General features: G+C 74.2%; 21 protein-coding genes and 2 pseudogenes. 11 read left to right on the forward strand and 12 right to left on the reverse strand.

From position 1 onward, the window contains the following. Positions 1-15 precede the first annotated feature (15 nt). From ACSLTV_RS28980 to ACSLTV_RS28995, 4 genes are all read right to left on the reverse strand, one after another. A complete protein-coding gene (locus tag ACSLTV_RS28980; RefSeq protein WP_435613156.1) occupies positions 16-912 on the reverse strand; it encodes a dihydrodipicolinate synthase family protein in 897 nt (298 codons plus the stop codon). A 228-nt stretch (positions 913-1,140) separates the two neighbouring features. Beyond that, positions 1,141-2,580, reverse strand: a complete 1,440-nt coding sequence (locus ACSLTV_RS28985; RefSeq protein WP_435613157.1) for an NAD(P)/FAD-dependent oxidoreductase — start codon at positions 2,578-2,580, stop codon at positions 1,141-1,143. After that, the gene (locus ACSLTV_RS28990; RefSeq protein ID WP_432133929.1) at positions 2,573-2,899 is read right to left on the reverse strand and encodes a (2Fe-2S)-binding protein; all 327 of its coding nucleotides are present in this window, start codon (positions 2,897-2,899) and stop codon (positions 2,573-2,575) included. The genes ACSLTV_RS28985 and ACSLTV_RS28990 overlap by 8 nt, the downstream gene beginning before the upstream one ends. Further along, positions 2,896-4,050 (reverse strand): NAD(P)/FAD-dependent oxidoreductase, encoded by a 1,155-nt coding sequence (locus ACSLTV_RS28995; protein ID WP_435613158.1) that lies wholly within the window; start codon positions 4,048-4,050, stop codon positions 2,896-2,898. The genes ACSLTV_RS28990 and ACSLTV_RS28995 overlap by 4 nt, the downstream gene beginning before the upstream one ends. A gap of 257 nt (positions 4,051-4,307) precedes the next feature. Here ACSLTV_RS28995 and ACSLTV_RS29000 point away from each other — a divergent pair, with 257 nt between their 5' ends. Together ACSLTV_RS29000 and ACSLTV_RS29005 are read left to right on the forward strand one after the other, a co-directional pair. Further along, positions 4,308-5,003, forward strand: a complete 696-nt coding sequence (locus ACSLTV_RS29000; protein WP_432158317.1) for a nucleotidyltransferase domain-containing protein — start codon at positions 4,308-4,310, stop codon at positions 5,001-5,003. Between the two features lie 51 nt (positions 5,004-5,054). Continuing rightward, a pseudogene (locus tag ACSLTV_RS29005) lies at positions 5,055-5,234 on the forward strand (hypothetical protein); the annotation flags it as partial. A gap of 171 nt (positions 5,235-5,405) precedes the next feature. Here the strand turns inward: ACSLTV_RS29005 and ACSLTV_RS29010 are convergent. Together ACSLTV_RS29010 and ACSLTV_RS29015 are read right to left on the reverse strand one after the other, a co-directional pair. Beyond that, positions 5,406-7,316: a coagulation factor 5/8 type domain-containing protein gene (locus ACSLTV_RS29010; RefSeq protein ID WP_435613164.1), complete on the reverse strand. Its 1,911-nt coding sequence runs from the start codon at positions 7,314-7,316 to the stop codon at positions 5,406-5,408. 412 nt (positions 7,317-7,728) lie between these two features. Then, a complete protein-coding gene (locus tag ACSLTV_RS29015; protein WP_432133932.1) occupies positions 7,729-8,472 on the reverse strand; it encodes a YwiC-like family protein in 744 nt (247 codons plus the stop codon). A 203-nt stretch (positions 8,473-8,675) separates the two neighbouring features. On the opposite strand from ACSLTV_RS29015, the gene ACSLTV_RS29020 reads away from it, so the two are divergent. Beyond that, positions 8,676-10,094 (forward strand): NarK family nitrate/nitrite MFS transporter, encoded by a 1,419-nt coding sequence (locus ACSLTV_RS29020; protein WP_432133933.1) that lies wholly within the window; start codon positions 8,676-8,678, stop codon positions 10,092-10,094. Between the two features lie 314 nt (positions 10,095-10,408). Here the strand turns inward: ACSLTV_RS29020 and ACSLTV_RS29025 are convergent, their stop codons facing one another. After that, on the reverse strand, positions 10,409-11,200 hold the full coding sequence (locus ACSLTV_RS29025; protein WP_432133934.1) for a CDP-alcohol phosphatidyltransferase family protein: 792 nt from the start codon (positions 11,198-11,200) through the stop codon (positions 10,409-10,411). A gap of 106 nt (positions 11,201-11,306) precedes the next feature. On the opposite strand from ACSLTV_RS29025, the gene ACSLTV_RS29030 reads away from it, so the two are divergent. From ACSLTV_RS29030 to ACSLTV_RS29050, 5 genes and pseudogenes are all read left to right on the forward strand, one after another. Beyond that, positions 11,307-12,287, forward strand: a complete 981-nt coding sequence (locus ACSLTV_RS29030; protein ID WP_435613159.1) for a dehydrogenase — start codon at positions 11,307-11,309, stop codon at positions 12,285-12,287. A gap of 116 nt (positions 12,288-12,403) precedes the next feature. Continuing rightward, positions 12,404-12,802, forward strand: a complete 399-nt coding sequence (locus tag ACSLTV_RS29035) for a 6-pyruvoyl trahydropterin synthase family protein (protein ID WP_432133936.1) — start codon at positions 12,404-12,406, stop codon at positions 12,800-12,802. Beyond that, on the forward strand, positions 12,799-13,995 hold the full coding sequence (locus ACSLTV_RS29040) for a glycosyltransferase family 4 protein (RefSeq protein WP_435613160.1): 1,197 nt from the start codon (positions 12,799-12,801) through the stop codon (positions 13,993-13,995). Before ACSLTV_RS29035 ends, ACSLTV_RS29040 begins: the two co-directional genes overlap by 4 nt. Next, positions 13,992-14,987, forward strand: a complete 996-nt coding sequence (locus ACSLTV_RS29045; protein WP_435613161.1) for a class I SAM-dependent methyltransferase — start codon at positions 13,992-13,994, stop codon at positions 14,985-14,987. Before ACSLTV_RS29040 ends, ACSLTV_RS29045 begins: the two co-directional genes overlap by 4 nt. 503 nt (positions 14,988-15,490) lie before the next feature. After that, a pseudogene (locus ACSLTV_RS29050) lies at positions 15,491-16,225 on the forward strand (lysylphosphatidylglycerol synthase transmembrane domain-containing protein); the annotation flags it as partial. 158 nt (positions 16,226-16,383) lie between these two features. Here the strand turns inward: ACSLTV_RS29050 and ACSLTV_RS29055 are convergent. Beyond that, positions 16,384-17,166, reverse strand: coding sequence for a creatininase family protein (locus ACSLTV_RS29055; RefSeq protein WP_432133939.1), 783 nt, complete (start codon positions 17,164-17,166; stop codon positions 16,384-16,386). A gap of 37 nt (positions 17,167-17,203) precedes the next feature. Between ACSLTV_RS29055 and ribA the strand changes: the two genes are divergently transcribed. The 3 genes from ribA (at position 17,204) to ACSLTV_RS29070 (ending at position 19,365) form a co-directional block, all read left to right on the forward strand. After that, a complete protein-coding gene (gene ribA, locus ACSLTV_RS29060) occupies positions 17,204-17,863 on the forward strand; it encodes a GTP cyclohydrolase II (protein WP_432133940.1) in 660 nt (219 codons plus the stop codon). Between the two features lie 258 nt (positions 17,864-18,121). Beyond that, positions 18,122-18,307, forward strand: coding sequence for a hypothetical protein (locus ACSLTV_RS29065; RefSeq protein ID WP_432133942.1), 186 nt, complete (start codon positions 18,122-18,124; stop codon positions 18,305-18,307). Continuing rightward, positions 18,304-19,365, forward strand: coding sequence for a saccharopine dehydrogenase (locus ACSLTV_RS29070; RefSeq protein ID WP_435613162.1), 1,062 nt, complete (start codon positions 18,304-18,306; stop codon positions 19,363-19,365). The genes ACSLTV_RS29065 and ACSLTV_RS29070 overlap by 4 nt, the downstream gene beginning before the upstream one ends. Positions 19,366-19,449: 84 nt before the next feature. Here ACSLTV_RS29070 and ACSLTV_RS29075 read toward each other — a convergent pair whose 3' ends face one another. The 4 genes from ACSLTV_RS29075 to gnd all read right to left on the reverse strand — a co-directional run bounded on the left by ACSLTV_RS29075 (position 19,450) and on the right by gnd (position 23,928). Beyond that, positions 19,450-20,682 (reverse strand): serine hydrolase domain-containing protein, encoded by a 1,233-nt coding sequence (locus ACSLTV_RS29075; RefSeq protein WP_435613163.1) that lies wholly within the window; start codon positions 20,680-20,682, stop codon positions 19,450-19,452. A 74-nt stretch (positions 20,683-20,756) separates the two neighbouring features. Then, positions 20,757-22,169 (reverse strand): MFS transporter, encoded by a 1,413-nt coding sequence (locus ACSLTV_RS29080; RefSeq protein WP_432158320.1) that lies wholly within the window; start codon positions 22,167-22,169, stop codon positions 20,757-20,759. Beyond that, positions 22,166-22,759: a TetR/AcrR family transcriptional regulator gene (locus ACSLTV_RS29085; protein ID WP_432133946.1), complete on the reverse strand. Its 594-nt coding sequence runs from the start codon at positions 22,757-22,759 to the stop codon at positions 22,166-22,168. Before ACSLTV_RS29085 ends, ACSLTV_RS29080 begins: the two co-directional genes overlap by 4 nt. A 290-nt stretch (positions 22,760-23,049) precedes the next feature. Then, entirely contained in the window at positions 23,050-23,928 is an 879-nt protein-coding gene (gene gnd / locus ACSLTV_RS29090) for a phosphogluconate dehydrogenase (NAD(+)-dependent, decarboxylating) (RefSeq protein WP_432133960.1), read from the reverse strand. Positions 23,929-23,946 lie beyond the last annotated feature (18 nt).

A 23,946-nucleotide genomic window follows, 5' to 3' on the forward strand; every position in this document is an offset into this window, starting at 1 on the left:
TCCTTCGCGCCGGTGCTACGCCGCGCCCTCGGCGACGGCCTTGCCGGTGGCCGTACGCACGGCCGCCTCCTGCTCGGGTGTCAGCGGAACCCGGGGCGGCCGGCAGGGCCCGCCGTACCGTCCGGCCACCGCCATGGACACCTTGATGGCCTGCACGAACTCCGTCCGCGAGTCCCAGCGCAGCAGCGGGTGCAGCCGGCGGTACAGCGGCAGCGCGGTGGTCAGGTCACCGGCGACCGCCGCCCGGTACAGCTCCACGCAGGCGCGCGGCAGCGCGTTCGGGAACCCGGCGACCCAGCCCTTGGCGCCCGCCATCGCCAGCTCCAGCAGGACGTCGTCCGCACCGATCAACAGGTCCAGCTGCGGCGCGAGTTCGGCGATCCGGTAGGCGCGGCGGACGTCACCGGAGAACTCCTTGACGGCGTGCACGAGCCCCTCGCCGTGCAGTTCGGCGAGGAGTTCCGGTACCAGGTCGACCTTGGTGTCGACCGGGTTGTTGTACGCCACCACCGGCAGGCCCGCCCTCGCCACCTCGCGGTAGTGCGCGAGCACCGAACGCCGGTCGGCACGATAGGAGTTGGGCGGAAGCAGCATCACGGCAGCGCAACCCGCCTCGCGTGCCTGCTCCGCCCAGCGGCGGGCCTCCGCCGAACCGTACGCGGCGACGCCGGGCATCACCCGGTCCCCGCCGACCGCGGCCACGGCGGTCTCCACCACCCGGGCCCGCTCGTCGGGCGTCAGGACCTGGTACTCACCCAGCGAGCCGTTCGGCACGACGCCGTCACAGCCGTTGCCGACCAGCCAGGCGCAGTGCTCGGCGTAGCGGTCGTGGTCCACCGCTAGGTCGTCGGTGAACGGCAGCGCGGTGGCGACGAGTACGCCACGCCAGGGGCGGTGCCGGGAGTCGGTCATGTGGGTCCCCTTTCCGAGGGCCGGTACGAGGCGAAGGCCGTTACGAGTGGCAGCCGTTACGAGTGGAGGCCGTTACGAGTGGAGGCCGGTATGAGGTGAAGGCCGGTACGAGGGGGAAGCCGTCACGGGTGGAGGCCGGTACGAGGTGGAGGCCGGTATGAGGTGAAGGCCGTTTCGTGCGGGGCCGTGGGACGGCCGCTCGGCGACCCGGCGCGGTGGTGCGGGACGTCACTGGGGTTCGGTTGGTTCGGCGGCCAGCGCTCCCAGGGGCACCGGCCGGGCCAGAAGCCGGCGGCCGGGGGTGGCGCCGCAGCCCGCGACCCCGGCGACCCCGGGCGCGCACATCCGCCCCTGGCACCAGCCCATTCCCGCCCTGGTGAGCAGCTTCACGGTCCGCAGGTCGCCCGCGCCGAGCGGGCCGGCGGCCTCCCTGACCGCGCTCGCGGTGACCTCCTCGCAGCGGCACAGAACCGTGTCGTCGGTGATCCGTTCCGCCCACCCCCCGGGCGGAACGTAGCCGGCGTCGAGCGCCGCGAAGAACTCCCGCAGCCGGGACCGGGACCGGGCGGCAGCGCTCCAGCCGCGCGCGTCGGGCACGTCCCCGCGCAGGCGGGCGGCGGCCGAGCGGCCGGCGATGTGGCCCTCCGCGAGCGCCAGGGCCGCGCCGCCGATCCCGGTGGCCTCACCGGCGGCCCAGACGCCGGGTACGTCGGTGCGCTGCTCGTCGTCCACCCGTACCGCCGGGCCGTCGGGCCCGCAGCCGAGGCCTTCGGCCAGATCGGTGTGCGGCAGCAGCCCGTGGCCGACGGCCAGCGTGTCGCAGGCCAGCCGCCGCTCGGTGCCGGACACCGGGCGTCCCCCGGCGCCCAGCGCGGCCACGGTCACGGCCGTCAGCCGCTCCTCGCCGTGCGCCCGCAGCACCGTGTGACGCGCCATGACGGGGACGCGGTGGAAGGCGAGCCGGGCGGCGAATCCCGCGCCCTCGACGAGCTTGGCGGGCTGCCCGGCCAGGGCGCCGGCCTGTCGCAGCAGGGCCCGGGGATCGACCGAGTCGACCAGCGCCGCGACCCGGGCGCCCGCGGCCGCCAGCCCCGTCGCGACGGGCAGCAACAACGGCCCCGTACCGGCCACCACCGCCGTGCGGCCCGGCGGCAACGCGAGGGAGCCCTTCAGCACGGCCTGCGCACCACCCGCCGTGATCACACCGGGAAGGGTCCAGCCGGGGAAGGGCAGCACCTTCTCGTAGCCGCCGGTCGCGAGGACCACCCCGGCCGCGCGAACGGCGACGGAGTCCCGCTGCTCCGGTCCGAGCAGCGCGTGCACGGCGAAGCCGCTGCCCGACTCCCGCTCGACGCACCACACGTGATGGTCCGCCAGGTGCCGGATCCGCCCCGCGGTGATCTGCGCGGTCAGGGCGGCCCGCAGCCGTTCCCAGGCCCGCCACTGGTGGTGCAGAGCCCACGGGCGGCGCGCGCCGAGGGTGGCGGCGGGCTGCCGGTAGAACTGGCCGCCCGCGTCGGCCGCCGAGTCCACCAGGACCACCCGGAGCCCGCGCGCGGCCGCCGCCACGGCGGCGGCGAGCCCGGCGGGCCCGGCACCGATCACCGCCAGCGCCGGTCCGGATGCTGCCGGTCCGGACGCCGTCGTGGCGGACGCCGGCTCAGTCATCGTGTCCCGTCCCCTCCTGCGTGCGGACGTCCGCGCCGGGGGCGGCCGGCACCAGACAGGCCCGCTGGTTGGGGAGCCCGTCGACCGTGACCAGGCAGTCGAAGCAGACGCCGATGCCGCAGAACACCCCGCGTTGCCGGGCCTGCCCGCGTGTGGTGCGCCAGGCGGTCACACCGGCCGACCAGAGCGCGGCGGCGACCGTCTGACCGGGCAGTGCCTCGATCCGCCGGCCGTCGAAGGTGAGAGCGAACGGCGTGCCGGGCCGGGCCCGTACCAGGGTCGTCGGGTTCGTGCGGCGGCTTGGCTGTGGAAGTCTCACTCGGGGGCCTCCTCGGCGAACCGGTCGGGGCGGAAGGGGCCCAGGTCCAGGTCGGTGGGCGCACCGGCGAGCGCCTGGGCGACGAGATGGCCGGTGCCGGTCGCCAGGCCGATGCCGGCACCCTCGTGTCCGCAGGCGTGGAACAGCCCGGGCAACCGGGGGTCGGGGCCGAGGGCGGGCAGGTGGTCCGGCAGATAGGGGCGAAAGCCGAGATAGGCCCGCAGCGCCCGCACCTGCTCCAGGAAGGGGAACAGCCGCACCGCTCCTGCCGCCAACGCCCTTACGGCAGGCAGTGAAAGGGCGCGGTCGAAGCCGACGCGCTCACGGCTGGCGCCGATGAGCACCGGCCCGGCCGCGGTGCCCTCGACGACCGGCGAGGTCTGCAGCGCGGCCGAGTCGCTGGCCACGTCGGCCACGTAGTCCGCCGCGTACACCTTGTGCCGCACCCGGCGCGGCAGCGGCTCGGTGACCAGTACGAAGCCACGGCGGGGCAGCACCGGCAGGTGGACCCCGGCGAGCGCGGCGACCTCGCCGCCCCAGGTCCCGGCCGCGTTCACCACCGCGGGCGCGTACAGGTCACCACGGTCGGTGGCGACACCGCGGACCGCTCCGTGCGACCCGCGCAGCACCTCGGTGACCGTACGGCCGGTCTCCAGACGGGCACCCGAGGCGCGCAGCAGGTGGGCGGCGGCCAGGGCGGGCATGACCTGGGCGTCCTGCGGATAGAGCACACCGCCGGCCAGTCCGCGGGCCAGGTACGGTTCCAGCGCGGGCAGTTCGTCGGGTGCCACGCTCACCGCGTCGACGCCGGCGGCCCGCTGGCCGGCCGCCAGGTCCGAGAGGGCGGTCAGGCTGTCCGGGGTGGCGGCGACGACCAGGCCGCCCTTGGCCTCGTATTCCGACGGCCCGCCCAGGCTGTTCGCCAGTTCTCGCCACAAGCCCAGGGAGAGCAGGGCGAGTTCGAGTTCTGGGCCGGGTTCCTTGTCGGAGACGAGCAGGTTGCCCTCCCCGGCGCCGGTGGTACCGCCGGCCACCGGGCCCCGGTCCACCACGACGACGTCCAGCCCGGCCCGGGCCGCGTAGAACGCGCACGCGGCACCGACCATGCCGGCGCCGACCACCACGACGTCGCAGCCAGATCGCTTCGTCACGGCAGTAATATGTCACATGCTCCTGCTGGCCGTGAACACCCGGACACCCGAAGAACTCGAACGCCCCGGAAAATGCGAGGTGCCCGAGGCGCCGGCACGGCACCATGCGGAAGGGCACCATCCAGGGCCGAAGGCCGAAGGCGACGGTCGAGAAGGCAAGGGCCACGGTCCGCCGGTCGGCCGAAGAGCGAGGGCCGAGGAAACAACGGCCGAGGAACCAGGCCACAGGGCAAGGGGTAAGGGGCAAGGGGAGCGGAATGACCGTGGAGAACGTGCTGCTGTCCGGCGTCGTCGGCTCGACGGCGTACGGGCTGGCGCACGAGGGATCCGACGTGGACCGGCTGGGCGTGTTCGCGGCACCCACCGAGGAACTGCACGGACTGCGCGCGCCGAAGGAGTCCCACGTCAGCACGGCCCCCGACCGCACCCTGCACGAGGCCGCCAAGTGGTGCAGACTCGCCCTCGGCGGCAACCCCACCGTGATGGAACTGGTCTGGCTGCCCGCCGACCTCTACGAGGTGCGCACCCCGCTCGGCGAGGAACTCATCGGCCTGCGCTCGTCGTTGCTCGGCGCCGACCGGGTGCGGGACGCCTATCTGGGCTATGCCGCACAACAGTTCCGCAAGCTGCTCAGCCGGGGCGACGGCACCTTCTCGGCGGCCACCCGCAAGCGCACCGCCAAGCACGCCCGGCACCTCAAGCGCCTGTGCCACCAGGGCTACGAGCTGTACACGACCGGCCGGTTGACCATCCGCGTCGACGATCCCGACAGCTACCACCGGTTCGGCGACCAGGTGGCCGCCGACCCCGAATCCGCACGGTCCCTGCTGCGCCACTACGAGTCGGCCTTCGCCGAGACGCGCAGCGCTCTGCCGGAACGCCCGGACGAACGGTCCGCCGAGGCCTGGCTGCGCCGGGTACGCCGGCACTTCTACGGACCCGCCGCGAACTGAGGGGCGCGCCCGTGTGCATCGAGTGCCCCTGGGGCTCCGCCGGGAGGTCAGGTCCCCGTGCCCGGGGACGCCACCGGGGCCGTTCTCGGCGATCCCGCGGCGCGGCCTGGCCGGGTCAGCGGCTCGGGGACGCGCGGTGGCTCGGCGGTGGTCGCACCCGGTGGACGGGGCACGTTCACCGCCCCGTCCACCGGGTACGCCCCGGCGCCCGCGTCGGTGCTGACACCGTAGGAGCCACCGCACGGCTACTCCGGCCTGACCCCGCCGCGCGGCTCTTCCGGCCCGGCCCCACTCACGGCCGCACCCGCCGCGCCCGCCGTACTTGCCGCGCCCGCCGTGCCCGTCACGACGGCGTCAGCGCCGCCGTGCACGCCGCGGGGCCTCACCGGTGCGGTCCCCGCCTCATGGGTAGGACACGACCGTGGACGGCACCGTCGACGTGCCCGATGTCGGCGCTCCGGTGTCGTTGATGACGTGCTCGTACTGGCCGTTGCCGCCGAGGGAGATGACGAGCAGGTCGTGGAACCGCACGCCTGGCCGCACAGGGGCGGCGAAGCCGTGGTGCTGGACGATCGTCGGGTCGACGTTGTAGTAGCAGTAGCTGCCCAGGCCCCAGGCCTCGTGCGTGGTGACGGCGTCGCCGACCTTGTAGGCGGCGTAGCCCTGGACGGCACCGTTCTGGATCGCCGCCTGGTTCGGGGCGTCGTACGCCTTCTCGTTCTGGAAGAAGATCGTGCGGCCGCGCTCGCCGTACCACTGCACGTCGTACTTGTTGAAGTGTTCGACGAACAGGCCGGTGCACAGCACGTCGTCGCCGTTGACGACGACGCCGTGGTCGGCGCGGTTGGTCTCCCAGCCGACACCCTCGCCGTGGTCGGCGCGCCAGACCCAGGTGTGGTCGACCACGGTGTGCCGGTTGTTGACGACCATGCTGGTGCGGGCGCGACCGGGGCCCGCGCCGCCGATGCGGAGGAACACGTCCTGCACGGTGGTCGGGTCGGCCCGGTGGTCGCGCCGGGCGCCGGGCGGCCCCACCTCCAGCAGCGACGCGGACTCCACCGGCCCCGCGTCGATCAGGAATCCGGCCAGCCGGACCCCGTTCACGTCGGCCACCCGGAGCGCGGTGACCCCGCCCTCGGGGATCAGCGTCGCGTAACCGAGGCCGAGCACGACCGTCCTGGGCCGGTTCACCCGGATCGGCCGGTCCAGACGGTAGATGCCCGGTGTCAGCAGCAGATGGAGGCCCTGCGCCAGTGCCCGGTTGAGCGTGGCGGCGCTGTCGCCGGGTCGCGCGACGTAGAACCGCGACAGCGGCAGCGAGGTGCCGCGCGGGGTTCCGTTGCCCCAGGTGACGCCGCGCGCGTCCCGGCGCAGGGCCGGCAGGAAGACGCGGTACTCGTCGCCGTCGAGGTGCAGGAAGGGCTTCTCGCGGGAGACGGGTGTGGTGTCGAGCGTGGTGTACGGCGGGCTGGGGAAGCCCTGCGCGGGGGCGCCCTCGACGCCCGAGAAGACCATGTTCCACACGCCGTTGAGCCAGCTGCCGATCGCGCTGTCGCGGGTGTACCACTGCTGCTGGGAGTACGGTCCCACCTGGCCCTCGATGCGGCTGTCGGCGATGTAGCCGCCGCTGGCCCAGCCGTACCCGGACGGCGCGAGGTCCAGACCGCCGCGCACGTGCATCCGGCGGAACGGCGCCGCCTGGGCGACCGCCCACCGGTTGGTGCCGCTCACCGGGACGAGGGCGAGGTTCTCCGCGGAACGCCAGAAGTTCTGGGTGGCGTTGCCGCCGAACCAGCCCGCGTCGACCGTGACATCTCCGTGGATCGTGGTGTCGTCGGGGGAGAGGCCGAGCCCCGCGATCGAGGTGTAGAAGCCGAGTTGGGCGTTGAGCCCGTGGTAGGTGCCGGGTTTGAACAGCAGCGCGTAGCGGCCGGTGCCGAACTGAGCCGACTCCTGCTGCCGGAACACCTCGTCCAGGCGGGACTGGATGTCCGGCTGGGCAGGGTCGAAGACGAGGACGTTGGGGCCCAGGTCACCTCCGCCGTGCAGCGGGCGGCACCGCCGGGTGGCCGCGGCCGGCGGATGGGCGGCCGCCGGCGCGGGCGGCGCTGCCGGTGTGACCGGTGCGGCGTACGCCGACGGCGCGGCGAGGGCCCCGAGCGCGGGCACGGCCGCGGCGGCACCGAGGAGCGTTCTGCGCGCGACGGGGGAGCGCCGGGCGACGGGGGAGCGCCGGGCGACGGGGGAATCCGCGGAACCCGCGGAACGGGCGGCGTCGGGGGACTCGGGGGACCCGGGGGACTGAGGGGACATCGAGGGCATGGGGCGGCTCTCCTGAGAGGTCGACAGTTCGGGAACCGAACCGTGGGGCGTGATGGGAGCGCTCTCTCGCCGGGGAATACTTCACGCCATGAAGAAAGCCGTCAAGGGGTAGGTGGGACTTCCTCGTCCGGTCTTCGCGCGCGGCCCTGACGCAGGTCTGCCGCTCGAACGTGTCGAATCCGTACAGATTGACCTTCCCGGCCGCCCCCGAACCCCCCGACCTCGCCCCTCGACCCCGACCTCGACGCCGAACCCGACGCTGACTCCAAACTCGACGCCGACGCCGACGCCGACGCCGACCCCGACCTCGCACCCGACCCCGATTGCTCGACGCCGAAGCCGCCCCCGACCCCGAGCGCAGGTCCCGCCCGCGCCGCCCACGAGCCAGGCCCGTCGGGCGGGCTCAGCCGTACGCCGTCACCAGGACCGTCAGCAGTGCCGCCGACAGGACGACTTCCGTGGCGCCCACCACGGCGACCCGCACCCGTCCGAGGGCCGGCATGAGCAGCGCGCGCAGGAGGCAGACGGCGAAGAACACGCCGGCCCACAGGCTCAGCACCGCCCCGACGGCCAGCGCCACGGCATGGTAGGTGCCCGACGCCCACCGGTACCCCGCGCTGCCCCGCTCGCGGATCATGGTCTTGACGTAGAGGACAGTGCCCGCGAAGTACAGCAGGCAGGTCAGCGTGGCCACCAGGGCGTAGCCGCCGCCTCCGAGGTGGAGGGCGACCGGCAGCATGCCGCAGGCCGGGATCACGGCGGCCAGGCCGTTGAGGGTGGCGCGCTCGCGGTTGTGGGCGGCGTACCAGCAGTTGACCGCGAGGAACGGCAGCGCGGCGAGCCCCGCGAGCAGCAGCCAGGGCGCGTGGACGACCAGCGCCAGGCCGGGCGGCACCAGGGCGGCGGCGAAGACGACCAGTGGCCGCACGTGACGGGCCGGAGCCTTGGGATTGCGGGAGACGCGGCGCAGCCGCAACCACTGCTGCAGGTGGTAGGTGGCGAGATAGCCGAGCAGCCAGGCCGCGAACAGTACCGCGTGCCAGGGCGTCGGCGTGCCGAGCAGGGTGCCCGCGAGGAACGGCACGACGAGCATCGCCCACGCCCCGTGCTGCTGGGGCAGCCAGCGTCGCACCGCCCGTGACGCCATGCCGCCCACTCCTTTCCGCCGCCCGTCCCGCGTGACGACCACAGGGTGCCACGGCCGCGCCGGCGCGAGGCATGGGCCGTTGGTCCGTGGGAGAAGGGACCTGCGGCGACGGGTACCGCCGACCAACGGCACTCACCCCGCCCTCGTCCCGCGGGCCAGCCTGGTCGGGCCAAGCCAACCCTTCTCACCACCTGGAACAGCCCATGCCCGCGGCAGAGGAAACGACGAGCGACGTCGTCAGACAGGCGTACGCCCCGGACCAGTACCGGCCCGGACGGGACATCACCGAATGGGAACCCGAGAACGAACTCTTCTGGAACTCGGTCGGCCGGCGCGTCGCGCGACGCAACCTGTGGATCGCCGTCCCGGCTCTGCTGGTCGCCTTCGTCGTCTGGCAGGTCTGGAGCGTCACGGCGACCAACCTGAAGGACGTGGGCTTCCCCTTCTCCACCTCCCAGTTGTTCTGGCTGACCGCGATACCCGGTCTGACGGGCGGCACGGCCCGGATCTTCTACACCTTCCTCGGCCCCAGAATCGGTCAGCGCACCTTCACGGCGCTGTCCACCGTGATTCTCGTCGTCCCGCTGATCTGGCTGGGCAGCGCGATCCAGGACACCTCGACGTCGTTCGCACAGATGGCGCTGATCGCCGCGCTGTGCGGGATCGGCGGCGCCAACTTCTCCTCCTCCCTCGCCAACATCGGCTTCTTCTTCCCCAAGCGGGAGAAGGGCAACGCCACCGGCATCAACGGCGGCCTGGGCAACCTCGGCGTCTCGGCGGTACAGCTGCTGACCCCCATCGTGATCACCAGCTCCGTGATCGCGATCGGCTCCGGCCAGGCGAACTCGAAGACCGGTGAGACCGTCTACCTGCAGAACGCGGCGTTCGTCTGGGTGCCGGTCCTGATCGTCCTGGCGGCGCTGGCCTGGTTCGGCCAGAACGACCTGAAGACCGCGTCGACGTCGTTCGCACAACAGAAGGTGATCTTCCGCCGGAAGCACACCTGGCTGATGACCTGGCTGTACGTCGGCACCTTCGGATCCTTCATCGGCTTCGCCGCCGCCCTGCCGATGCTGATCAAGACGACCTTCCCGGACTACTCCGTCGCCACCTACGCCTGGATGGGCCCGGCCACGGGCGCCCTGTCCCGCTGGGCGGGCGGCTGGATCGCCGACCGGCTGGGCGGCGCCCGCGTCACCATCCTGTCCTTCGTCGGCATGGCCGCCTCGATCATCGGCGTGATCAACTTCCTGCCGGCCGACGGCGGAACGGGCGACTTCGCGGGCTTCTTCGCCTGCTTCCTCGTCGCCTTCCTCTTCTGCGGCATCGGCAACGGGTCGACGTTCCGCCAGATCCCGGTCATCTTCCGCGGCACGCACCTGACGGGGCTGATCCCGGGCACCCCGCCCTACGCCGCCGCCCTGAAGCAGACCGAGATGGAGTCCGGCGCGGTCACCGGCTTCACCGCCGCCATCGCCGCATACGGCTTCTTCTTCATCCCGGCCCTCTTCGCGAACTTCGCGGTGACCAGCGCGATGTGGGGCTTCGTGGCCTTCTACACCACCTGCGTCGGCATCACCTGGTGGTTCTACGCCCGCAAGGACGCGGAGGCGCCGAGCTGACCGGGCCCGAGGACGGCGACCGGACCGACGGGCCGGGCGACTTCACCGCCCGGCCCGTCCGTGCGTGAGCCGCGGGCCCGGCACGATCCTTCACCTCACGAAGCACCTGCCGAACGGCCCCGGCCCGCACGATCCTTGACTCACCGATGCACCTGCCCAGCAGCCCCCGGGCCCCCACAACCCTTCACCCCTCGAAGCACCTGCCCACCAACCCCGGCCCGCACAACCCTCCACCCCTCGAAGCACCTGCCCGCGAGCCCCCGCGCCCCTCGAGCCGCTGCTCGGCTCCCGCCGTCACCGCCCGCCCCGCACCGTCACCGCCCGGCCAGCGCCGGCTCGACCGGGCAGCCCGCCACCCCGGCCGGGCCCGCCGTGCCCAAGGCGTCCGCCGGCACCCGCGCGGTCCGCCACAGCCAGCGCACATCCCGGCCGAACGACCACACCAGCGAGCCCAGCGCGGCCAGCACGACCGCGAAGTTCACCGCGTACGGCAGCACTTCGGCCCCGGCCAGCAGCAGGCAGATGCCCTGCAGCGCGGCGACCGTCTTACGGGCCATCGACGGCGGCAGCGGGGCGTTGAGCCAGGGCGCCACGCGCGCGGCGGCGACGAAGGCGTACCGCATGCCGCCGATCAACAGCACCCACGGTCCGAACAGGGTCGCGTCGTACACGCTGAGCACCAGGATCAGGAACGCGTCGACCTCCATGTCGAACCGGGCCCCGAGCGGGGTGGACGTGCCGGTGCGGCGGGCGACCTTGCCGTCCACGCCGTCCAGGATCAGCGCCACGGCGGTGAGCACCACCAGCAACATCACCGGCGGCGAGCTCGCGAAGGAGTCCGCGACCAGTGCCGTCACCCCGCCGACCAGGGTGGCCCGGCCGAGCGTGACCCGGTTGGCGGGACCGAAGGAGCGAGGCCGGGCGCGGTGCAGGGCCCGCGAGAGCACCGCCCAGCTGGCGACCGCGAAGACCAGCCCGGTCAGCCAGCCCACCGGACCCAAGCCGATGGCCGAACCGAGCAGCGCCAGCAGCAGGATCTGCGCACCCGCTCCCACCGCGGTCTCCTGCTGGACCAGCCTCGCGTCGTACGTGTTGTTCAGGGCCACCGCACCCCTCCGGCCGTGTGACAGAGTCGATCAACGCCGCGTATGGTGCGCGGCCTGTGCACACCTCGGTACGTGAAGACGTTCCCGTTCGTTCAGGAGGATGCGGATGAAGCGCACCGCACGCGCGTTCTGGGTCGGCCGTCCGGGAGCGGGTGAGATACGCGAGACACCGCTGACCGACCCGGCGGAGGGCGAGGTGCTGGTGCGCGCCCTGTACTCCGGTGTCAGCCGGGGCACCGAGACCCTCGTGTTCACCGGCGGGGTGCCCGAGAGCCAGCACGCCGCCATGCGGGCGCCCTTCCAGGAGGGGGACTTCCCCGGCCCGGTGAAGTACGGCTATCTCAGCGTCGGGGTGGTGGAGGAGGGGCCGGACGACCTGGTCGGCCGTACGGTGTTCTGCCTGTACCCGCACCAGACGCGCTACGTCGTCCCGGCCGCCGCCGTCACCGTCGTACCCGAGTCCGTGCCCGCCGAGCGGGCCGTCCTGGCCGGGACCGTCGAGACCGCCGTCAACGCGCTGTGGGACGCCGCCCCCCTCGTCGGCGACCGGATCGCGGTGGTCGGCGGCGGCATGGTCGGCTGCTCGGTGGCCGCACTGCTGGCCCGCTTCCCCGGCGTGCGACTGCAGTTGGTCGACGCCGACCCGGCGCGCGCCGCGACAGCCCGGGCGCTCGGCGTCGACTTCGCGCTGCCGCAGAGCGCCCTCGGGGAGTGCGACCTCGTCGTGCACGCCAGCGCCACCGAGGCCGGCCTCGCCCGCTCACTGGAACTGCTCGCCCCCGAGGGCACGGTGTGCGAGCTGAGCTGGTACGGCGACCGGCGGGTGAGCCTGCCGCTCGGCGAGGCCTTCCACTCGCGCCGGCTGACCGTGCGCAGCAGCCAGGTCGGCACCGTCTCGCCCCGCCGCGCCGGCCGTACCTACGGCGACCGGCTGACCCTGGCACTGGACCTGCTCGCCGACCCCGCCCTGGACGCGCTCGTCACCGGCGAGTGCGCCTTCGGGGAACTGCCCGAGGTGATGCCCGAACTGGCCTCCGGCCGGCTTCCCGCCCTCTGTCACCGCGTGCGCTACGCCGACGGCGCCTGACCTGAGAAAAGAGTGGGCGGCGGCTGAACACGGGGTACCGAAGAGCCGTACTAGTCGGCAGCCGCCGGCAGCAAGGGGCCGGCGGTTCCGACGCACCGCACCTGGAGGGTCGTCCGTTGTTCAGTGTCACCGTCCGCGATCACATCATGATCGCCCACAGCTTTCGCGGCGAGGTCTTCGGCCCCGCGCAGCGCCTGCACGGAGCGACGTTCCTCGTGGACGCCACCTTCCGCCGGGAGCAGCTGGACGACGACAACATCGTCGTCGACATCGGACTGGCTACCCGGGAGCTCGGCGCGGTCGTCGGCGAGTTGAACTACCGCAACCTCGACAACGAGCCCGACTTCGCCGGGGTCAACACCTCGACCGAGTTCCTCGCCCAGGTCATCGCGGACCGGCTGGCCGAGCGCGTCCACCGCGGCGCGCTCGGCGAGGGCGCCCGGGGCATCGCCCGCATCTCCGTCACGCTCCACGAGTCGCATGTCGCGTGGGCGAGCTACGAGCGTGACCTGTGACCGAGACGACCGTCGGCCGGCGCCACCGGCTGGACTACGTGCCCGCCCAGCAGGCCGGCACCGCCCCCGCCCCCGTGAACGGCGACCTGATCCCCATGGCCCTGAACACCGTGCACTTCGTGATGCCCGGCGGCGTCGACGACCTCGCCCGGCCGAGCGGCGGCAACGCCTACGACCGGCGGGTCTGCCTGGACCTGCCCGGCTTCGGCTGGCAGGTGCGTCGGCATCTCGTGGCCGGTTCCTGGCCCCGGCCCGAGGCGGCCGCCCGCACCGAACTCGCGCGTACGCTCAGCGAGTTGCCGGACGACACCGTCGTCCTGCTCGACGGGCTGGTGGCCTGCGGCGTCCCGGAGATCGTCCTGCCCGAGGCCGAACGGCTGCGCCTCGCCATCCTGGTGCATCTCCCGCTGGCCGAGGAGACCGGCCTGGCACCGCAGGTGGCCGCCGAACTCGACGCCAGGGAGCGGACGGTCCTGCGCGCCGTCCCGGCGGTGATCGCCACCAGCGAATGGGCGGTCCGCCGGCTGGTCGCCCACCACGGGCTCGCCCCCGACCGCGTCCATGTCGCCGCCCCCGGCGCCGACATCGCGCCCCTCGCCCCCGGCACCGACGGCGTGTCCCGGCTGCTGTGCGTGGCCGCCGTGACACCCCGCAAGGGACAGCACCGGCTGGTGGAGGCGCTGGCCACGGTGACCGACCTGCCGTGGAGCTGTGTCTGCGTGGGCGGACTGGACCAGGACCCGGCGTACGTCGACCGGTTGCGCGACCTGATCGCGGAGCACGGTCTGACGGACCGGCTGCACCTGGCGGGCCCGCAGGCCGGGGCCGAACTCGACGCGAGCTACGCGGCCGCCGACCTGATGGTGCTGACCTCGTACGCGGAGACGTACGGCATGGCGGTCACCGAGGCGCTGGCACGCGGCATCCCCGTGCTGGCCACCGACGTCGGCGGGCTGCCGGAGGCGGTGGGCCGCGCGCCCGACGGGGGCGTCCCCGGCATCCTCGTCCCGCCGGAGGACCCGGCCGCCCTGGCGGCGGAACTGCGCGGCTGGTTCGGCGAGGCCGACGTGCGGCGCCGGCTCAAGGCCGCCGCGCGCGGCCGCCGCGCCGCCCTGGACGGTTGGGCCACCACCGCCCGCAGCCTGGCCGGCGTCCTGCTCCGGCTCCCCAGCGAACCCCGGAGGGCGGCATGAGGAAGACCACGGCGGTACCGGCGGACGACCTCGCCGCGAGTCCCGAAGCGGGCACGGGAGTCGCCGGGCCCGGTACGGACGGGGTGATCCCCGGTGCCGGGCCGGCCGGGGGGAGCCGGGAGCGCGAGACCGTCCGGCTGCGCGAGTCCGGGCCCGAGGAACCGGCCCGGTACGCGCCCGAGTGGCTGCGGTTGCGGGAGGGGCCCGACGCGGCCGCCCGCGCTCTCGACCTGCTCGATCCGCTGCGGATCCGGCTCGCCAACATGCCCCGGCGTCCCGGCGGTCTCGTCGTGCACGACGTGGGCTGCGGCACCGGCTCGATGGGGCGCTGGCTCGCGCCCCGGCTCGACGGCGCCCAGCACTGGGTGCTGCACGACCGCGACCCCTATCTCCTGCACTTCGCCGCCGTCGCCTCGCCGCGTGCCGCCGCCGACGGCAGCGCGATCACCGTGGAGACGCGGCGCGGCGACGTCGCCCGGCTGACCTCGGACGCCTTCGCCGGCGCCTCGCTGGTCACCGCCTCGGCGCTGCTCGACGTACTGACCCGTGAGGACGTCGAGGCCCTGGCCGCGGCCTGCGTGGGGGCCGGCTGTCCGGCGCTGCTGACGCTCTCCGTCGCGGGCCGTGTCGACCTGACGCCCGAGGACCCGCTGGACGCGGAGATCGTCGACGCCTTCAACGAGCACCAGCGCCGCGACGGCCTCCTCGGACCCGACGCGGTCCCGGTCGCCACCGAGGTGTTCGCCCGGCACGGCGCGACGGTGCGCACGCAGCCGAGCGCCTGGCGGCTGGGCCCCGCCGAGTCCGATCTGACGGCCCAGTGGCTGCGCGGGTGGGTGAGCGCGGCGGTCGAGCAGCGCCCCGCGCTGGCCGCCCGCGCCGAGCGCTATCTCGCCGCCCGGCTGGCCGCCTGCGCGTCCGGCGCGCTGCGGGTCACCGTCCACCACACCGACCTCCTGGCCCTGGCCCGGCCCACGGGCGGCCCCCGGTGAGCGCGGAGGCGACCCGAGCGCGCCGCCGGGTGGGGGCCCCGGCGCCCGCGGCGGCTCCCGTCGCGGTGTCGGGCGAGCGGCGCCGCAGGCTCGTGCGACGTCCGGGGCGCACCGTGCCGGCCCCACCGCCGGCCCGGTCGCAGGCCACGGCCGCCCCGGCTTCCGGCGTGCCCCACGCGGCCTCGTCCGGGCCCCGGGGCGGCGGACCCGTCCCCCCGGTGACCGGTGTCGTGCTCCCGGCCCCGCGCGTGCCGGACGCCGTACCCACGGCTCCCGGCGCCGCACACCCGGCCCCGCGACGTCCCCGCCCCCCGGCGCCCGTCGCCGCGGTGCCGGCCGCCGCGGCGCCCGCCCCTGCCGTGGCCGCCGCCTCCCGCCCCGAGACCTCGCCGGGGGGCCGGTCGCCGGCGCGGCGGATGCTCGCGCCGCTCACCTCGCGAGCCGTGCGCACTCACGGGGGCACCGCCGCCGGAGTGCTCATCCTCGGCGTGCTCATGTGGCGCATGGGCACCGGCCCCCTGCTGGACGGGCTGCGCCGGATCGACCTGCCGACGCTGCTCGCGGCCCTCGGGATCGGCGTGGTCACCACCGTGTTCAGCGCGTGGCGGTGGGCGCTGGTGGCCAGGGGGCTGCGCATCCGCCTGCCGCTCGGACCGGCCGTCGCCGACTACTACCGCGCCCTGTTCCTCAACGCGGCGCTGCCCGGCGGCGTCCTGGGCGACGTCCACCGGGCGGTGCGGCACGGACGCAGCGAGGGCGACGTGGGCCGCGGCGTGCGCGCGGTGGTGCTGGAGCGCGCGGCGGGTCAGCTGGCGCTGGCCGCCGTCGGTGTGACGGTCCTGCTGGTCGCCCCGTCCCCGGTCCGCGCGGACGTACGCCATGCCGTACCGCTCGCCGCCCTGGGCACCGTGGGCGCGGTCGCCGTGGCGCTGGCGCTGCGGATGAACCGCCCCCTCTCGGCCGCCGCCCGCCGGGGCGGCAGGGCGCGTGCCCTGCTCGTGGAGGCACGCGAGAGTCTGCTGTCGCGGCGCAACGGGCCGGGTGTGGCCCTGTCGTCGCTGGTGGTGCTCGCCGGACACATCGCCATGTTCGTCGTGGCGGCCCGCGTCGCGGGCTCGGCCGCCTCCGCGGCCACCCTGCTGCCGCTGGCCGTGCTGGCGCTGCTGGCGATGAGCCTGCCGCTGAACGTCGGCGGCTGGGGCCCGCGCGAGGGAGTCACGGTCTGGGCGTTCGGCGCCGCCGGCCTGGGGGCGGACACCGGGCTGGCCGTCGCCGTCGTCTACGGGGTGCTCGGCTGTGTGGCCGCACTGCCCGGCGCCGTCGTCCTGGTCGTCCGCCGGAACCGGGCCGGTGCCGGTGCCGCCGACTCCGGCCCCGCGCCCGGGCCTGACGAGCGCTACCCGCGCTCGCCCCCGGCGGCATCGGGATTCCCGGACGTCAGCAGCGAGAAATACGACGCGAAGGAATCCGCCAGGCTCACCAGCAGTTCCTTCCCCTTTTCCGCGGACCCCAGGGAAGGACGGCCGATGACGCCCGAATCGGTATAGGCGGACATTCCCGTGGTGAGCAGATGACGGCGGTCGTCGGCCACGAGATCCGCGGCCTCGAACCCGGGCCGTACCACCTCCGGATCGGAGTGCAGCAGGATCGAGGTCTCGATCTCCCCGGCGTGCATGTCGGTGAGCAGGGAGGTCGTCACCCCCGCCCGCTCCCGGGCCGTCTCCCAGTCCTCCGGGGCCGGGAACAGCGCCATCCGCTCACCGCGTGCGGAGGCCTCCTGGACGACGTTGCCGAGCACGTAGTTGCCGCCGTGCCCGTTGACCACCACCAGGGCCTCGACGCCCGAGCGGCGCAGGGAGTCCGCGATGTCCCGCACCACCGCGTGCAGGGTCACCGCGGAGATGCTGACGGTCCCCGGCCAGGCGGCGTGCTCGTGCGAGCAGCCGACGGTCACCGGAGGAAGGAGGTGCACCGGGTAGCCGGCGGCGATCTCCCGCGCGACGGCACAGGCGACGAGGGTGTCGGTGGCCAACGGCAGATACGGTCCGTGCTGCTCGTAACTGCCCACCGGAAGGACCGCCACCCGCGTCGCGGCACCCGCGCCCCGCTCACGCACATCGTGCGTGGTGTCCGCCGGCAACACCCCGTACGCCGCCGACCGTATTCCCGAACCACTCATCTTTTCCCGGCCTTTCTCTTCGCTTAGGAACCAGATCATGACAGAAAAAATTGGCGTACTCGGCAAGAAGACAGCGCAGCGCACCGGTGTGGAACGCGTGGTGAATGCGCCGCTGCCCACCGTGTACGGGAAATTCCAGGCGGTCGGCTACCTGGACCACGACCGCGGTGACGAACAGGTGGCCCTCGTGTACGGCGACATCGGCACCGAGGACGTCCTGACCCGGCTGCACTCCGAATGCCTCACCGGCGACGCGTTCGGCTCCCAGCACTGCGAGTGCGGCGACCAACTCGCCGCAGCCCTGCGCGCGGTGGCCGCCGAGGGCCGGGGCATCGTGGTCTATCTACGCGGCCACGAGGGCCGTGGCATCGGTCTGCTCGCCAAGCTGCGCGCCATGGCACTGCAGGCGGAGGGCCTGGACACCGTCGAGGCGAACCTGGCGCTCGGCCTCCCCGTGGACGCCCGCGACTACTCGGTGGCCGCCGGCATCCTGCGCGACCTCGGCGTGCGCTCGGTCCGCCTGATGTCGAACAACCCGCGCAAGCGGGAGGCGCTGACCGACAACGGCATCGCCGTCACCGAGACCGTCCCGCTGCTCATCCCGCCGTGCGAGAACAACATCACCTACCTGCGGACCAAGCGGGAGCGGATGGACCACCACCTCCCGCACCTGGACGCCGTGGCGCACTGGTCCTGAACGCCCCACCCGTCACCGCGGGCGGGACACGCAGGGTCACACCTGCCCGGCCCGTCGTCATCGGCGGCGGGGTGGTGGGCACCGGCATCACCCACCACCCCACCGCCGCGGGCGTCCTGGTCGCGGAACGGGACGAGTCGGACGCTGATGAGAGCGCTCTCGCGGTGACGTCGGGGGTGTTCATGCCACTGCCGCAAGGGGGCGGCCCCGGTGAGCGCGGCGGAGGCAACTCGGGACTGCAACCTCCCGAGTGAGGCGGTGACTTCGGTATCCCGTCTTCTGTATGCGGCCGACTTCTCCGAGGGCGGCTCCCAGCGGGCACCGGCCGTCGGCGAGGTGATCCGCGACCCGCACCCCGGCCGCGTAACCTTCGTGGACGTCCCGCCCCTGAGCGCCGACCGGTCCACGGCCGACGCCCCGCGTCCGGAGGTCAACCGCGTATGACGCCCCTGCACCTGTGGCTGCGCCACGAAGTCCGCCCCACGGAGCGGCGCACCCCGATCGTGCCCGGCGACGCCCGCCGCCTGGTCGAGCGGGGCGTGCGGCTGACCGTCGAGGAGTCCCCGCAGCGGATCTTCCCCATCGAGGAGTACGAGGCCGCGGGCGCCCGCGTCGCCCCGGCCGGTTCCTGGGTGTCGGCACCGGCCGACACCGTCGTCCTCGGCCTGAAGGAACTCCCCGACGAACCAGCGCGGCTGACGCACCGCCACGTCTACTTCGGGCACGCCTACAAGCGGCAGCCGGGCGCGGCCGAGCTGCTGCGCCGTTTCACCGCAGGCGGCGGCGCGCTCCTCGACCTGGAGTACCTGGCCGACGGCCAGGGCCGCAGACTGGCCGCCTTCGGCTTCTGGGCGGGTTACCTCGGCGCGGCCCTGGCGGTCCTCCAGCACCGGGGGCGGCTGACGGCCCCGCTGCGCCCCACGGACAAGGGCGCGCTGGACGAGACCCTGCTGCGCGCCCCCGGCGACCCGGACTTCACCGCCCTCGTCATCGGTGCCCTGGGCCGCAGCGGCCGGGGCGCCCGCACCGCGTTCGCCACCGCGGGCGTCGACCCCACCTGCTGGGACCTCGCCGAGACCCGAGCGCTGGACCGCCGCACCCTGCTCGACCACGAGGTAATGGTCAACTGCGTCCTGGCCACCACTCCCGTGCCGCCGTTCCTCCGGGACACCGACCTCGACGCCCCGGCCCGCCGCCTGCGCACCGTCTCCGACGTCACCTGCGACGTCGGCTCACCCCTCAACGTGTTGCCTGTGTACGACAGGACCACCGAGTGGACCGAGCCGGTGCGAAGGCTCCACAAGGACCCCCCGCTGGACCTGATCGCCATCGACAACCTGCCGTCGCTGCTGCCGCGGGAGTCCAGCATCGACTTCTCGGCGTCCCTGCTGCCGCAGCTCCTCGCCTTCGAGACGGGCGGCGCATGGGGCCGCTGCCTCGACCGGTACCACCGGGCCCGACGGGAACTGGGCATCGTGGAGGGCGATGCGGCGGGTGAGTGAGCGGATCGATCTTGGAAGGCGGCCCGGTCCGAGCGGCCCGGTTCGAGTGGCCCGGTCCCTTCGGGCTCCGGGCCGGGGGATCGATCAGTCGACGACGGCCTCGTGCACCAGCCGCTTGAGGTCCTGGAACAGACCGAGCGGCGACCGGGGCCGCAGCTGGGTCATGAACTGCACGGTCAGGTCGCGGCCCGGGTCCACCCAGAAGGTCGTGGTGGCCACCCCGCTCCAGCCGTAGGTGCCGAGCCCGGCCGGCGCGGTCGTGCGCTCCGGGTCGATCACCACGGACACGCCGAGCCCGAACCCCACGCCGTCGTTGCCGGGTTCGTCGTGGGCCGGGCGGCTGCCGAAGGAGCGCAGGTCGGCGCCGCCGGGCAACTGGTTGGCGGTCATCAGGTCGACGGTGTCCGGCGCGAGCAGCCGCACCCCGTCGAGCTCACCGCGCCGCCGCAGCATCTCCACGAACCGGTGTACATCGTATGCGGTCGCCGCCATACCGCCGCTGCCCGACAGGAACCGGGGCCGGCCGCCACGCAGGGGCAGCCCCGGGATGGGCCGGATACCTCCCTGGTCCGTCTCGCCGTACAGTTCCGCAAGCCGTCCCGCCCGGGCGTCGCTCACCTGGAACCCGGCATCGGGCATCCCCAGCGGGCGGAAGACCCGCTCGGCCAGCACCTCGTCCAGCGGCCGGCCCGCCACCACCTCAAGGACCCGCCCGAGCACATTGGTGGCGACCGAGTAGTTCCACTGCGTGCCCGGCTCGAACTGCAGGGGCAGCGAGGCGTACACGTCGACCGTGCCGGCCAGATCGGTACCCGGCTTGACCGCCGACTCCAGGCCGGCCTCCCGGTACAGCGCGTCGACGGGGTGGCAGTGGTAGAAGGCGAAGGTCAGCCCCGCCGTGTGAGTGAGCAGATGACGGATCCGGATCGGCCCGTCCGCCGGTCGGGTGACCAGGTCCGCCCCTGAGCCCCGCACGTACACCCGCGGCTCGGCGAAGGCCGGCAGATGGTCGGCGACCGGGTCGTCCAGCGACAACCGGCCCTCCTCCACCAGCGTCAGCGCGGCGACCGTGGTGACCGGTTTGGTCATGGAGTAGATCCGCCACAGCGTGTCGGGCTCCACGGGCAGTCCCGCCGCGACATCCCGCCGACCGTACGTGGTGAGACGGGCGACCCGGCCCCCGCGCGCCACCGAGATCAGGAAACCGGGCAGCCGGCCCTCGTCCACCAGACGGGTGACATGCCGGTCCACGCGGTCCAGCGCCTGCCCGTCCAGCCCGACCTCGCCCGGGTCCACCTCTTGCCGCAGCCGTGCCATCGCTCTCCTCAGATACGTTCGTCGAGGTGGGGCCGGGCACACCGGCCGGACCCCGCCGCCACATCGTGGCGCAGTCAGCGCCGGGACGGGCCCGATTCGGCGGCGTGCCGGGTGTGGGCCGCGTCGCGCCGGCCCTCGCCCGGCCGCCCCGGCAGCGCCCGGGCCAGCGGCACGGCGACCGCCGCGCAGAGAGCCAGCACGGGCAGCGGCCATCGCGCGCCGCCGGCCGTCATCAGCACGGTCGCCACCGCCACTCCCAGAGCGGGTCCCACGTTCATCGCCGTCTGCTGCAATCCGCCCGCCACCCCCGCCGACGCCACGGGAGCCCGCCGCACGACGACATGGCTCGCCGCCACCATCACCGCCCCGAACCCGGCGCCCACCAGCGCGAAACCGACGCAGAACACCGCTGCGCCGGACGCCCGCACCGGCAGCAGGACGCCCGCCGCCACCAGGACGGCGGACACGGCCGTCGTACGCCGGGCCCCGACCCGGCGCAGCAGCACGGCGGCGGCCGGTGCGGCCGCGATCAGCAGCACCGCCAGCGGCAGCCCGGCCAGGGCGCACCCGAGCGGGGTGAGCCCCAGGTCGCGCTGGAGGGCGTACACGCCGGCGAACAGGGCGCCGTTCAGCGCCGCCGACACCGCGACCAGGACGCCCAGCGCCGCCCGCACCGCCGGGACGCCGACCACCTCCGCCGGCACCAGGGGAGCCGCGGTCCGCCGCTCATGCCGTACGAAGGCGACCGCGGCGGCCCCGGCCCCGGCCAGTGACCAGCCGGACAGCGCGACGAGGGCATGCACCAGCGCGGCGAGCGCCAGCCCGAGCAGCACGGCACCGGGGACGTCCAGCGGGGGACCGGCGGGCCGAACGCGAGATCCTTGCGAGGGCCGCTGCATCGAGTCGCGCGCGGGCGCCGGTTCCCCGGCCGGCGGCCCGGGCTCGGCGAGGAACAGCAGCGCGAGGACACCGAACAGCAGCGCCGGTCCGACCTGGACGAGGAACACCGATCGCCAGCCGAACCCGGTCGCCAGCGCCCCGCCGAGCAGGGGGCCCGCGGCCGCCGCCACCCCGATGGCCGCCGTCCGCGCGGCGAGCGGCCCGCGCAGCCGGTCGGGCGGGAACGCCGCCCGCAGCATCCCCAGCGTGGCCGGCTGCAGCAGCGCCCCGAACACTCCCTGCACGACCCGCAGTGCGACGACCCAGCGCACGTCGGGCGCCACCGCGACGCCCGCCGACACGGAGCCGAAACCGAGCATGCCCGCGGCGAACGTCCGCCGGTGCCCGTAACGGTCGGCGAGCCGCCCCGCGAACACCAGCAGCCCCGCCACGGCGATCAGATACCCGGTGCTCGTCCACTGCGCCTCGGCGTAGGACGCGCCCAGGTCCTGCCGCAGGACCGGCTGGGCGACGGTGAGCACGGTGCCGTCGAGAGCGACCACCACGGCACCGGCGATGCTCGCGGCCAGGACGAGCGGGCGGTTCACCCGTGTGCCTCGGGGCCGAGGTGCGCGGTCAGCGCCGCGTCCAGCAGCGGGGTGATCTCCTCAGTCCCGGCGGCGAGTTGGAGACTGCCCCAGCGCCACAGCTGGGCGAGGCCGTGCAGGTTGGCCCACAGCGCGGCCGCCACTGCCCGCGCCGCGGCGTCGGGCCGGACGCGCCCCACCAGGTCCACCAGCGCCTGGAACAAGGGCAGGCTGGTCTCCCGCAGCCCCAGCCGGTCGCCGCTGACCAGCAGGTCGTGACGGAACATCAGCTCGTACATGCCGGGGTTGGCGGCGGCGAACTCCAGGTAGACACGGGCGAGTTCGCCGATCGCCGAGCGAGGTGGTCCGGGGTGGCCGGCCAGGACCCGCTCGGTACGGGTGCCGAGGTCGGCGAAGCCGCGTCCGGCGATGGCCGACAGCAGCTCGAGGTGGGTCGGGAAGTGGCGGCGCGGCGCGCCGTGCGAGACGCCCGCCCGACGGGCGATCTCGCGCAGCGTCAGCGCGCCCGCCCCCTCCCGGGCCACCAGATCCACACCCACCTCGACGAGGCGCTCCCGCAAACCGGCCTCGGAATGTCGTCCCTCGTTCATGTGGACACTGTCCACCAAGGGGGTAGACAGTGTCTACTCCCTGTCGTCTTCGTCGACCCGGGCGGCACCCGTCGGCCCCAGGCACCAGTCGGGGCGGGTGCGGTGCGGGGCGCGGCCGGGGAGGAGCGGGGCGAGGGCCTCGGCCTACTGCTCTCCCCGCGGGGTCGGGGGCAGGTCGGTCCAGCTGGTGTGCCGTCCCGACGCGCTCGCCTCCGTCTCCCCGTCGGGGCACCTCCCGCGCCCTTCAGGCAGTGGGGGAGGACCGGCAGGAGATCCCCCCGCGGCCGGGCCTACTTCTTCGACTCGACGGCGTGCCCGCCGAACTGGTTGCGCAGTGCGGCGACCATCTTCATCTGCGGGGAGTCCTCCTGGCGGGAGGCGAACCGCGCGAAGAGCGAGGCCGTGATGGCGGGCAGCGGCACGGCGTTGTCGATGGCCGCCTCCACCGTCCAGCGTCCCTCGCCGGAGTCCTCAGCGTAGCCGCGCAGCTTCTCCAGGTGCTCGTCGTCGTCCAGGGCGTTCACGGCGAGGTCGAGCAGCCAGGAGCGGATGACCGTGCCCTCCTGCCAGGACCGGAAGACCTCGCGGACGTTGTCCACGGAGTCGACCTTCTCCAGCAGCTCCCAGCCCTCGGCGTAGGCCTGCATCATGGCGTACTCGATGCCGTTGTGGACCATCTTGGAGAAGTGCCCGGCGCCGACCTTTCCGGCGTGGACATAGCCGTACGGGCCCTCGGGCTTGAGCGCATCGAAGATCGGCCGGAGACGGTCCACGTGCTCCTGCTCGCCGCCCACCATCAGGGCGTAGCCGTTCTCCAGGCCCCACACGCCGCCGGAGACGCCCGCGTCGACGAAACCGATGCCCTGGGCGCCGAGTTCGGCGGCGTGCTTCTCGTCGTCGGACCAGCGGGAGTTGCCGCCGTCGACGACGGTGTCCCCGGCCTGGAGCAGCCGGCCGAGTTCGTCGACGACGGACTGGGTGGCGGTCCCGGAGGGCACCATCACCCAGACGGTGCGCGGCGCTTCCAGCCGGTCGACGAGTTCGGCGAGGCTCGCCACGTCGGAGACCTCGGGGTTGCGGTCGTAGCCCACGACGGTGTGGCCCGCGCGGCGGATCCGCTCACGCATGTTGCCGCCCATCTTGCCGAGGCCGATGAGTCCGAGCTGCATGGTCTGGCTCACTTCCTG

The organism is Streptomyces sp. bgisy159, assembly GCF_965341775.1.
In the GTDB taxonomy this organism is placed as follows: Bacteria; Actinomycetota; Actinomycetes; order Streptomycetales; family Streptomycetaceae; genus Streptomyces.